Source organism: Stenotrophomonas sp. HMWF023, assembly GCF_003060985.1.
Taxonomy (GTDB): domain Bacteria; phylum Pseudomonadota; class Gammaproteobacteria; order Xanthomonadales; family Xanthomonadaceae; genus Stenotrophomonas; species Stenotrophomonas lactitubi.
Window position 1 is genome coordinate 14,065 of record NZ_QAIJ01000102.1, and the last position, 10,454, is coordinate 24,518.

At 67.4% G+C, this 10,454-nt stretch carries 12 protein-coding genes; 9 read left to right on the plus strand and 3 right to left on the minus strand.

The genetic code is table 11. From position 1 onward, the window contains the following. The first annotated feature begins 38 nt into the window (after window positions 1-38). Both DBR20_RS05490 and DBR20_RS05495 read left to right on the plus strand, forming a co-directional pair. Window positions 39-656 (plus strand): SGNH/GDSL hydrolase family protein, encoded by a 618-nt coding sequence (locus tag DBR20_RS05490; RefSeq protein WP_108265480.1) that lies wholly within the window; start codon window positions 39-41, stop codon window positions 654-656. Window positions 657-660: 4 nt separating this feature from the next. After that, window positions 661-1,392, plus strand: coding sequence for a class I SAM-dependent methyltransferase (locus DBR20_RS05495; RefSeq protein ID WP_108265481.1), 732 nt, complete (start codon window positions 661-663; stop codon window positions 1,390-1,392). Window positions 1,393-1,648: 256 nt separating this feature from the next. Here DBR20_RS05495 and DBR20_RS05500 read toward each other — a convergent pair whose 3' ends face one another. After that, on the minus strand, window positions 1,649-2,428 hold the full coding sequence (locus DBR20_RS05500) for a polysaccharide deacetylase family protein (protein ID WP_108265482.1): 780 nt from the start codon (window positions 2,426-2,428) through the stop codon (window positions 1,649-1,651). A 60-nt stretch (window positions 2,429-2,488) separates the two neighbouring features. Here DBR20_RS05500 and grxD point away from each other — a divergent pair, with 60 nt between their 5' ends. Beyond that, a complete protein-coding gene (gene grxD, locus DBR20_RS05505; protein WP_108265492.1) occupies window positions 2,489-3,415 on the plus strand; it encodes a Grx4 family monothiol glutaredoxin in 927 nt (308 codons plus the stop codon). A 55-nt stretch (window positions 3,416-3,470) separates the two neighbouring features. On the opposite strand, the gene DBR20_RS05510 is transcribed toward grxD, so the two are convergent. Both DBR20_RS05510 and DBR20_RS05515 read right to left on the minus strand, forming a co-directional pair. Further along, window positions 3,471-4,010, minus strand: a complete 540-nt coding sequence (locus tag DBR20_RS05510) for a DUF924 family protein (protein ID WP_108265483.1) — start codon at window positions 4,008-4,010, stop codon at window positions 3,471-3,473. 42 nt (window positions 4,011-4,052) lie between these two features. Next, complete coding sequence (locus DBR20_RS05515; protein ID WP_025874105.1) at window positions 4,053-4,829, minus strand: AMP nucleosidase; 777 nt, start codon at window positions 4,827-4,829, stop codon at window positions 4,053-4,055. A 153-nt stretch (window positions 4,830-4,982) separates the two neighbouring features. Here DBR20_RS05515 and DBR20_RS05520 point away from each other — a divergent pair, with 153 nt between their 5' ends. From DBR20_RS05520 to DBR20_RS05545, 6 genes are all read left to right on the plus strand, one after another. Then, window positions 4,983-6,392, plus strand: coding sequence for an amidohydrolase (locus DBR20_RS05520; RefSeq protein ID WP_108265484.1), 1,410 nt, complete (start codon window positions 4,983-4,985; stop codon window positions 6,390-6,392). Next, complete coding sequence (locus tag DBR20_RS05525; protein WP_108265485.1) at window positions 6,392-7,660, plus strand: amidohydrolase family protein; 1,269 nt, start codon at window positions 6,392-6,394, stop codon at window positions 7,658-7,660. The genes DBR20_RS05520 and DBR20_RS05525 overlap by 1 nt, the downstream gene beginning before the upstream one ends. 19 nt (window positions 7,661-7,679) lie before the next feature. After that, complete coding sequence (locus DBR20_RS05530; protein ID WP_108265486.1) at window positions 7,680-8,312, plus strand: DsbA family protein; 633 nt, start codon at window positions 7,680-7,682, stop codon at window positions 8,310-8,312. A gap of 95 nt (window positions 8,313-8,407) precedes the next feature. Continuing rightward, a complete protein-coding gene (locus tag DBR20_RS05535; RefSeq protein ID WP_049464775.1) occupies window positions 8,408-9,349 on the plus strand; it encodes a DegV family protein in 942 nt (313 codons plus the stop codon). A 78-nt stretch (window positions 9,350-9,427) separates the two neighbouring features. Then, entirely contained in the window at window positions 9,428-9,766 is a 339-nt protein-coding gene (locus DBR20_RS05540; RefSeq protein WP_108265487.1) for a hypothetical protein, read from the plus strand. A 302-nt stretch (window positions 9,767-10,068) separates the two neighbouring features. Beyond that, window positions 10,069-10,454, plus strand: a 386-nt coding sequence (locus DBR20_RS05545; RefSeq protein ID WP_108265488.1) for a hypothetical protein, incomplete at its 3' end; no start/stop codon positions are given.

The following is a 10,454-nucleotide window of genomic DNA, read 5'->3' on the forward strand; positions in this document are numbered from 1 at the left end:
TGGTGCCGCTGAAGCCCCGCCGGTCGGTGGCTTGAGCGATGGGCTTGTCGTATCTGGCCCTGGGCGATTCCTACACCATCGGTGAGGCGGTCGCGGTCGAAGGCCGCTGGCCGCATCAGCTCGCCGCCGCCCTGCGTGCGCAGGGCATCGATCTGACCGACCCGCAGACCATCGCCACCACCGGTTGGACCACCGACGAGCTCGACGCCGGCATCGACGAAGTGGCGCCGCAAGGGCCGTTCGACTTCGTCAGCCTGTTGATCGGCGTCAACAACCAGTACCGCGGGCGCCCGCTGGACGAGTACCAGGGGCAGTTCCAGGCCCTGCTGCAGCGCGCGATCGGCTTTGCCGGTGGCCGCGCCGACCACGTGCTGGTGCTGTCGTTCCCCGATTGGGGCGCGACCCCGTTCGGCATCCAGAGCGGGCGGCATCTGACCGGCATCGAGATCGAAACCGACGAGTTCAATGCTGCCGCTGAGGTGATCAGCACCCAGCAGGGCGTGGCCTTCGTCGACATCACCGATATCAGCCGCGACAACGGCGCTGACCCGGCGATGATCGCCGAGGATGGCCTGCACCCGTCCGCACGGATGTATGCGCTGTGGAGCGCGCGTGCGCTGCCGGTGGCCGCGCACCTGCTGCGCAGAACGGACTGACACGATGGACGGCACGCCACGGAACGGCACGCCCCTGCCCTGTTCGCCGCTGGATGCCGGACAGGCGCGGCTGATCGCCGAATCTTTCCGGCCGATGCAGGCCTGGGGCAGCCGCCGCGATTACTACTACACCCGCGGCAAGCTGGGCAGCGACCCACTGTATGACGGCGTGCTGCAGCACCTTCCCGACAACGGCCAGCCGGTGCTCGACCTCGGCTGTGGTCTGGGCCTGTTCGCGCACGTGCTGCGCCAGCGCGGCCGCCAGCAGGCGTACCTCGGGATCGACGTGGACAGCGACAAGATCGCGCGTGCGCAGCGCGCCGGCACCGGCCTGGCCGACACACGTTTCGACTGTCTGGATGTGCAGGCGCCCTTGCCGGCGCATGCAGGGCATGTGTTGCTGCTGGATGTGCTGCAGTACCTGGATGAGGCGCCACAACTGGAACTGCTGCGCGCGGTGAGCTTGCGGGTCGCGCCCGGTGGCCGCCTGCTGCTGCGTACGCCGCTGGCGACCGGCGACCGCCGCGACCGCACCACGCGGGTGGCTGATCGCCTGGCGTGGCTGGTCGGCTGGATGGGCACGCGACCGCGTCATTACCCGGATCCGCAGCGGTTGCAGGCCACGCTGGCCGAGGCTGGGCTGCAGGTGGCTCCGTTGCGTCCCCTGCATGGGCGCACGCCGTTCAACAGCTGGCTGCTGGTGGCCGAGCGTCCGGGAACTGCGGGCAACGGCTGAGCCCCTCGTGGTGGGCGGCCAGGGTGATCGTGAGATGGCCGGGTGGGTGGACTGCACAGGGGGCGCTGCAAGTACGTCCATGTAAGCTCGGTCGCCGCATCCATGCGGCTCACGCCCCTGTGCAGCCCACCCACCCGGCCACGGACGGTTTACGGGTGCGTCCACCACGGAAGTCAAGAAAAAAGCGAAGAGCAAACGCGGGTCGCTTCGCTCTTGCTGCGCCTGGCGCTCGCCGGGCGTGGCCCGGCGCTGCCGGTCAGCCGGCCGGCAGTTCGGCTTTCAGGCCGCGCTCGTCCAGCGCCTGCAGCACGCGTTCGATGATGGCCAGGTTGTGGCCGTGGGCGGCACCTTCATGCAGCAGTACGATCGCGCCCGGGCGCAGGTCGGGCAGCAGACGCGCCAGCACGCCGTCCGGTGTGCAGCCGACGCCGTCGTAGCCGCGGGCGCTCCAGCCCACGCGCACCAGGCCCAGCTTGCGCAGTACCGGTGCCACGAACGGGTTGGTCATGCCCACCACCGAGCGGTACCAGCGCACGGGTCGCCCGCTGACCGTCTGCAGCGCCTGCTGGCAACCCTCGATCTCCGCCGCCATCGTGCCCGGACCCAGCCGCCAGAAGCGCGCCTGCGGGTGGCTGTGGCTGTGGTTGCCGAGGTCGTGTCCGCGACGCAGGATCTCCTCCACCAGCGCCGGATGCGCCAATGCGCGCTCGCCGACCAGGAAAAAGGTCGCCCTTGCCTGGTGTCGGTCCAGCAGATCCAGCACCGCAGGGGTCTGCTCACTGGGGCCGTCGTCGATGGTCAGCCAGACGCTGTCGCCGGCATCGGGCAACCGGCTCAGCACCGGCGCGTAGAAGCGGCTGTTGGGCAGGAACACCGGCACCATGAACAACGCGTGGCTTGCCACCATCATGGCCAGGCCCCAGTGCCAGCCTGCCAGCACCCAGGTCAGGATCACAGCCAGCTGCGACAGCACCAGCCAGGGTACCCAGCGCCAGGGCCGGGTCGGGATGCGATGCAATGTTCCTGCGCTGGTCATTCCCCATGATGCCATGGGGGGTAGAATTGATGATTCGAATTTTTCGGACCCATGACTGCCATGTCCCTCGATCCCGCCCTGCGTTCGCGCATCGAAACCATCCTCAACGACGACCGCGTCGTGCTGTTCATGAAGGGCCAGCCTTCGATGCCGCAGTGCGGTTTCTCGGCCAAGGCCGTGGGTGCCCTGCAGGACCTGGGCGTGGAGTTCGCCCACGTCAACGTGCTGGCCGACGCGGAGATCCGCGAAGGCATCAAGGCCTATGGCGACTGGCCGACCATCCCGCAGCTGTACATCGACGGCGAACTGGTCGGCGGCAGCGACATCGTGCTGCAGATGGCCGCCAGCGGTGAGCTGAGCACCGTGCTGGGCCTGGCCGCACCGGACCGCACCCCGCCGCGCATCACCGTCACCCCGGCCGCGGTGGAAATGCTGAAGGGCGCGCTGGCCGATTCGCCGGGTGCGTCGCTGCAGCTGGGCATCGATGCCCGCTTCCAGCCGAACTTCCAGCTGGCCCCGTACGACGAAGGCGCGATCGCCGCCGAGTCCAACGGCCTGCGCGTGCAGTTCGACCTGGCCAGCGCCCGTCGCGCCGATGGCATCACCATCGACTGGGTTGACGACATCCGGGGCAAGGGCCTGGCGATCGACAACCCGAACGCGCCCAAGCCGGTGCAGGAAATCAGCGTGCGCGATGCCGACGACCTGGTGCGTGCCGGCAACGTGATGCTGGTGGACGTGCGCCCGGCCGAAGAACGTGCCATCGCCGCCGTCGGCGTGCCGTTCAAGAGCTTCGATGGCAATGGCCGCGCCGAGCTGGAAGCCCTGCCGAAGGACACCGCCCTGGCCTTCCTGTGCCACCACGGTGGCCGCAGCGCGCAGGCCGCAGAGCAGTTCCGTGCGCTTGGCTTCAGCAAGGTGTTCAACGTCACCGGCGGCATCGATGCCTGGTCGGACGAAGTGGACAACGGCGTGCCGAAGTACTGATCGGCTGCAGTTGAAACCCACAAAAACGCCGGCGAAAGCCGGCGTTTTTTGTTTCTTACCCGGCAAAACCGCCTTCGGCCAGGTAATCCAGTTCTTCCGGCGAAGGCATGCGGCCAAGCACCGCATTGCGATGCGGGAACCGGCCGAAGCGGCGGATGATGTCGCGGTGCAGTTCGGCGTACTGCAGGTATTCCTTGTCGCCCAGCACGTCGAACATCGCCACCGAACGGTCCTGGTCCAGCGGATCTTCGGAGTGCTCGAACGGCAGGTAGATGAAAGCGCGCAGCTTGGGAACCAGCTGCAGGTCCAGCCCTTCTTCGATCGCGCGCATGGCGTAGTGCCGTGCCAGGCCATCGGTGGCATAGGAATGGGCCGTGCCGCGGAAACAGTTGCGCGGGAACTGGTCCAGCAGCAGCATCAGCGCCAGCGCACCCTCGGCGCTGCCCAGCCAGTGCTCGCGCGCGCGCGATGCGGCGGCATGGTGTTCGTCCGCGAACAGCGTACGAAACTGCGCGTCGAACGCATCATCGCGGGCGAACCACTTTTCAGGGCCCGCGTTTTTCCAGAATTCCACCACTTGCGCGGCAACGTCCATCACCTACTCCCAGGGCCGGCGCACCGCGCCAGGCCATCATCATCATTCGTCGAAGCGCAGGTGGCGGACCGACTTGCCGTTGCGCCGGATAAGCTTAAGCGCCTCGATACCGATCTGGATATGGTTTTCCACGAACTGCGAGCTGACCTTGGCGTCGGACGCCTCGGTTTTCACCCCGTCCGGGATCATCGGCTGGTCTGAAACCAGCAGCAGGGCGCCACTGGGAATGTGGTTGGCGAAGCCGGCGGCGAAGATCGTAGCGGTTTCCATGTCGATGGCCATGCAGCGCATCGCCCGCAGCCGCTCCTTGAAGGCCTCGTCGTGCTCCCAGACCCGGCGGTTGGTGGTGTAGACGGTGCCGGTCCAGTAGTCGTGGCCAAGGTCGCGGATCATGGTCGAGACCGCACGCTGCAGGGCGAAGGCGGGCAAGGCCGGTACTTCCGGCGGCAGGTAGTCGCCCGAGGTGCCTTCGCCGCGGATGGCCGCGATCGGCAGCACCAGGTCGCCCAGCTCGTTCTTGCGCTTCAGCCCCCCGCACTTGCCCAGGAACAGCACGGCCTTGGGCATCACGGCCGACAGCAGATCCATGATGATCGCGGCATTGGGGCTTCCCATGCCGAAGTTGATCATGGTGATGCCGTCGATGGTGGCACTGGCCATGGGCCGGTCCAGGCCGATCACCGGCGCACCGGTCAGCGCGGAGAACGTATGCAGGTAGCCCCCGAAGTTGGTCAGCAGGATGTGCTGGCCGAACTGGTCCAGGGGCACGCCGGTATAGCGCGGCAGCCAGTTGTCGACGATGTCCTGCTTGCTCTTCATGGGCGCTCCGGTACGGCGTGGGGAGCACCATTTTCCGGGAGGCGGACGTTGCCGTCGAGATGGCAGATGACGCCCCGTGAAAAAGGACACTTGGCAAGCAGGCCGGTCCCCGGCTAGCGTCGTTGGGTTGAACACGCTGCCAAGGGGATCTGCATGACATCGACGTTGTTGCGCGCCGGGTTGGGTCTGGCGCTGGTATCGCTGAGCACGGCGCCGGCCGTGGGCGCTTCGCGCTTCGTGGCCGATCCCTACCCGAGCACCTACCAGGCGCATCCCGATGGGCCGTTGCTGATCCAGAACGCCACCGTGCTGACCGGCACCGGCCAGCGCCTGGACAACGCCGATGTATTGCTGCGCGATGGTCGCATCGTCGCCGTCGGCGATGCCCTGCAGGTCGACGCCAGCGTCACCCGCATCAATGCCGACGGCAAATGGGTGACCCCGGGCCTGATCGACGTGCACTCGCACCTGGGCGTCTATCCCAGCCCCGGCGTAAGCGCGCACAGCGACGGCAACGAGATGACCGCGCCGGTCACCGCCAATGTCTGGGCCGAGCATTCGGTATGGCCGCAGGATCCCGGCTTCCAGGCGGCACTGGCAGGCGGGGTGACCAGCATGCAGGTGCTGCCCGGCTCGGCCAACCTGGTCGGTGGCCGCGGCGTGACGTTGAAGAACGTGCCTGCCACCACCTACCAGGCGATGAAATTTCCCGGCGCGCCGTGGGGCCTGAAGATGGCCTGCGGCGAGAACCCCAAGCGCGTCTACGGTGGCGGCAAGAGCGTGGCACCTGCCACGCGGATGGGTAACGTCGCCGGTTACCGCGCAGCCTTCATCGACGCGGCCGACTACATCGCCAAGAGCACGCCGAAGCCAGCCAAGCGCAAGGGCTGGTTCGGCAGCGACAAGGGCGACAGCGCCGGTGACGCCGGCGGCAAGCGCGACCTCAAGCTGGACACCCTTGCCGGTGCGATCCAGGGCGATATCCGCGTGCACATCCACTGCTACCGCGCCGATGAAATGGCCACCATGCTCGACCTGTCCAAGGAATTCGGCTTCAAGGTGGCCGCCTTCCACCACGGCGTGGAGGCCTACAAACTGGCCGACCGGCTGGCTGCCGAAGGCGTCTGCGGCGCACTGTGGGCCGACTGGTGGGGCTTCAAGATGGAAGCCTTCGACGGCATCGCCGAGAACATCGCGCTGGTCGACCGGCCGAAGAACAGCTGCGCCATCGTCCACTCCGACTCGCCCGAAGGCATCCAGCGCCTGAACCAGGAAGCGGCCAAGGTGATGGCCGCCGCGCGCCGCGCGCACATGCCGGAGATCGCGCCGGAACGGGCGATCACCTGGATGACCGCCAACGCCGCCAAGGCGCTGGGTATCGAAGCGCAGACCGGCACGCTGGAGGCCGGAAAGATGGCCGACGTGGTGATCTGGAACGGCAACCCCTTCAGTTCGTATGCACTGGCCGAACAGGTGTTCGTCGATGGTCGCCGTGTGTACGACCGCAGCACGCCACCGGCGACGCCGCGGTCGGATTTCCAACTTGGGCAGGAGCTGCGCTGATGGGCATGTTCAAGGCAATGGCGAAGCCTGCCGCAACGCTCGGCGCTGCCGTCATGGCGCTGGCCTGCATCGCGCCGCCTGCGCAGGCGCAGGACCTGCTGGTGCGCGGTGCGACCGTCGCTACCGCCAGCGCACGCGGCAACGTGGAAGACGCCGACGTGCTGGTGCAGGGCGGCATCATCCGCGCGGTGGGTCGCGGCCTGTCCGCACCGGCTGGCGTGCCTGTGGTCGAGGCCAAGGGCCGCACGCTGACCCCTGCCCTGTTCGGCGGCATCACCGAGATCGGCATCGAGGAAGTGTCCGGCGAATCGAGCACGGTCGACAGCGCGCTGAAGATCGGTGAGCAGCCGCTGCGTCCGGAATTCGACGTGACCCTGGCCTACAACCCCGCTTCGGTGCTGATTCCGGTGGCACGCCTGGATGGCATCGGCTTCACGGCGCTGGGCGCGGCCACCGGCGGCGGCTTCGTCGCCGGCCAGGGTGGCGTGGTGCGTTTCGATGGCAGTGCCGACCCGATCGGCCCGCGCGCCCTGTTCCTGCGCCTGGGTGCTGCGGCGTCTGAACTGACCGGGCAATCGCGCGCGGCGCAGTGGATGCTGCTGCAGCAGATGGTCGATGAAGCCCGTGGCCAGGTCGCCGCCGATTCGCCGCATGCGCTGCTGACCCCGGCTGGTCGCCGCACGCTTGCCCGCTATCTGTCCGGCCAGGGCCGCATCGTGGTGGAAGTGGACCGCGCGGCCGACATCCGCCAACTGCTGCGCTGGGCGGCCCGCGAGAAGGTGAAGATCGCCATCGCCGGCGGTGCCGAGGCCTGGCAGCTGGCACCGGAACTGGCAGCGGCCAAGGTGCCGGTGTTCGTCGACGCGCTGGGCAACCTGCCGGCCACCTTCGACCAGATCGGCGCCACCCTGGAAAACGCCGCGCGGTTGCAGCGCGCCGGCGTGCCGGTGGCCTTTGCCCAGCGCGACGATGCCTCGCACAATGCGCGAAAGATGCGCCAGCTTGCGGGCAACGCGGTGGCCAATGGCCTGCCCTGGGCCGACGGCCTGGCCGGGCTGACCCGGGTACCGGCCGAGGTGCTGGGCGTGGCCGACCAGATCGGCAGCATCGAGCCGGGCAAGCGTGCCGACCTGGTGCTGTGGGAAGGTGATCCGCTGGATGTGGCGCACTATGCCGAACAGGTCTGGCTGGGCGGCCGTGCAATGCCGATGCGCTCGCGCCAGACCGAACTGCGCGACCGCTACCTGCAGCGCAACGCGCAGCCCTGATCGCTACAAGGAGCCACCGATGCCCACCCTGCGCTGGTACTTCGACTTCGTCTCGCCCTACTCCTACCTGCACTGGCAGAAGGTGAAGCGGCTGCCGCAGTTCGAGCACATCCAACCGGTACCGATCGCCTTCGGTGCGGTCCTGCACCATCTGGGCAACCTCGGCCCGGCGGAGATCCCGGCCAAGCGCCGTTTCATGTACCGCCAGCTGCTGTGGACCGCGCAGGCCGAGGGCACCCCTCTACGCTTCCCGCCCGGGCATCCATTCAACCCGCTGGCGGCCCTGCGCCTGTGCCTGGCCGCGGGCGCCAGCACCGAGGCGGTGGAAGTGCTGTTTGATTGGATCTGGCGCGACGGCCGCGCGGCCGACAACGCCCCGGCCCTGCGCGAACCCGCCACCCGGCTGGGTATCAGCGATGTGGAAGCAGCCATTGGCGAGCCGGCAATCAAGGAACAGCTGCGACGCAACACCGATGCGGCGATCGAGGCTGGCGTATTTGGCGTGCCGACCCTGGCCATCGACGGCGAACTGTTCTGGGGCAACGATACCCACCCGCTGATGGCGGCGGTGCTGGACGACCCGGGCCTGCTGGATCGGCCGGACTGGCAGCAGGCGGTGACCCTGCCGATGGCAGTGCAGCGCACTCGCTGAACAGGCAGTGGCGCATTTCCCTCGCGCGCCCGGTCCCGTTTTGAGATAGTTTTCACATTTCCGAACCTACAACCGCCCTGGAGGGGGAGCCGCGGATGCGCATCGGAATCGTCGTCGACTCGGCCTGCGACCTGCCGCAGGACTTCATTGCCGAGCACAACATCGTGCTGTTGCCGATCACCGTACGGATCGGCGAAGCCGTGCTCGCCGACCACCGTGACGAGCAGGCCACGCTGAGCTTCCTGCACGCGCACGTAGCCGAGCACGGCGCCGAAGCGGAGACCATCCCCTTCAGCGTCAACCAGATCCGCGACCTGTTCCTGCAGCGGCTGGTGATCGACTACGACCACGTGTTCTGCATGACCATCACCAAGACCCGCAGCCCGATCCACGACAACGCGCTGCAGGCCAGCTTCGCCATCCTCAACGATTACAAACCGGTGCGGCAGGCGGCAGGCTACAACTCGCCGTTCGCGCTGCGCGTGCTGGACACCCAGAACCTGTTCGCCGCACAGGCGGTGACGGCGGTGGAAGCGGTGCGCCTGCGTGCCAGCGACGCCAGCGTGCAGCAGATCCGCGAGCGCTTGGAAGAACTGGCGGGCAACGTGCACGGCTACATGGTCACCCGCGACCTGTACTACATGCGCGCACGCGCCCGGCACAAGGGCGACCGCAGCGTCGGTCTGCTCAGCGCAGCGCTGGGCAGTGCGCTGGACATCAAGCCGGTGCTGCATGGCTATCGCGGCGAGACCGGGCCAGTGGCGAAGATCAAGGGTTTCGACAATGCCGTGCTGAAGCTGTTCGGCGTGGTCGGCCAGCGCGTACGCGCCGGACTGATGACGCCCACCGTGTGCGTCAGCTACGGCGGCGAACTGGACGAACTGCGCGCCCTGCCCGGCTACGCGCAGATGAAGGAGGTCTGCGCCGGCCATGGCGTGACCGTGTACGAATCGGTGATGAGCCTGACCGGCATGGTCAACGTCGGCAAGGGTGCGGTCACCGTGGGCTTCGCCGATGGGCCGCATCGGTTTGAATGAAGGCCAACCACGCATTGGAATCTGCACATCGATTCCACCGCGCTTATGCCAGCCTAGCGCCACCTCAAGGAGATCAACATGCCTGCGCAGTACCACATCAGCCTGCCCGAACCGTCCAAGGCCCGCGGCAACGACCCCGACCTGTCTTTCCATTCGCAGGGTGCCGCTGGCTTCGCCGAAGAACTGCAGAACGCGCTGCGCAATAGCAGCCTGTTCGAGCGTTGGCGCGACAAGCAACCGGACCCGGATGCGGTGGAACCGCAGTGGGGCGTGACCGATCCGGAGGCCACCGTGACCGGTGAGCAGAAGGATCTGCGCATCAACCTGGTGGCCACCACCCGCATCGACAGTGACGTGTTCAAGCAACGCCTGCGCCTGCTGGCCGGGCACCACTGGGAACTGCGCGACGTGCGTTGAGGTGCCCGCCGGGCATGGCCCGGCGCTACCTGCCCCGCTCTGCTACCTGCCCCGCTCTGGTAGATGCCAACCTTGGTTGGCGCTTTCCAAAAGGCTGCCAACCAAGGTTGGCAACTACCGGCTCACCGGACATCGTCCGACGCAGCCTGCCACCACGCCCTGGTAGATGCCAACCTTGGTTGGCGCTTTGCAGAGGGCTGCCAACCAAGGTTGGCATCTACCAGTTCCTCGTGGCTGGCACTACCGAGCATCTGGGCGTGCTGCTATCGTGCCGCCGCCAACGGTGACTGCACGGATTGCACATGGACCCCAAGCTCAAAGCCCTCATCGAGCAGACCAACCTGTCGGACCTGCTGCCGTCGGCGCCCAAGGAAATGGACCTGCAGCAACCGGTGGCGCCGCCGGAACCCGCAAAGCCGCAGCCCGCCCGTTCCATCAACGATGCACTGCAGGTGTATTTCGGTGGTACCGACATGGTTGGCAAGCTCGCCAACGCGCCCACCAGTGGACGGATAAAGACCTTCGCGATGATCCTGCTGGGCGGGCCGACCATCGTGCTCGGCCTGCTTCTGTTGGGCATGGTCTGGACCGAGCCTGGCAAGTCGGTGTTCGCGCTGGTCTACGGCACAGTCATCGCAGCGGTGTTGATCGGCATCTGGCCCTATCTGCTGTTCCGCAAGCGCGAAAA

Bases quoted from the DNA above. Each gene is read 5' to 3' on its own strand.
- DBR20_RS05490 (WP_108265480.1), top strand. From the start codon at position 39: ATGGGCTTGTCGTATCTGGCCCTGGGCGATTCCTACACCATCGGTGAG.
- DBR20_RS05495 (WP_108265481.1), top strand. From the start codon at position 661: ATGGACGGCACGCCACGGAACGGCACGCCCCTGCCCTGTTCGCCGCTG.
- DBR20_RS05500 (WP_108265482.1), bottom strand. From the start codon at position 2,428: ATGACCAGCGCAGGAACATTGCATCGCATCCCGACCCGGCCCTGGCGC.
- grxD (WP_108265492.1), top strand. From the start codon at position 2,489: ATGTCCCTCGATCCCGCCCTGCGTTCGCGCATCGAAACCATCCTCAAC.
- DBR20_RS05510 (WP_108265483.1), bottom strand. From the start codon at position 4,010: ATGGACGTTGCCGCGCAAGTGGTGGAATTCTGGAAAAACGCGGGCCCT.
- DBR20_RS05515 (WP_025874105.1), bottom strand. From the start codon at position 4,829: ATGAAGAGCAAGCAGGACATCGTCGACAACTGGCTGCCGCGCTATACC.
- DBR20_RS05520 (WP_108265484.1), top strand. From the start codon at position 4,983: ATGACATCGACGTTGTTGCGCGCCGGGTTGGGTCTGGCGCTGGTATCG.
- DBR20_RS05525 (WP_108265485.1), top strand. From the start codon at position 6,392: ATGGGCATGTTCAAGGCAATGGCGAAGCCTGCCGCAACGCTCGGCGCT.
- DBR20_RS05530 (WP_108265486.1), top strand. From the start codon at position 7,680: ATGCCCACCCTGCGCTGGTACTTCGACTTCGTCTCGCCCTACTCCTAC.
- DBR20_RS05535 (WP_049464775.1), top strand. From the start codon at position 8,408: ATGCGCATCGGAATCGTCGTCGACTCGGCCTGCGACCTGCCGCAGGAC.
- DBR20_RS05540 (WP_108265487.1), top strand. From the start codon at position 9,428: ATGCCTGCGCAGTACCACATCAGCCTGCCCGAACCGTCCAAGGCCCGC.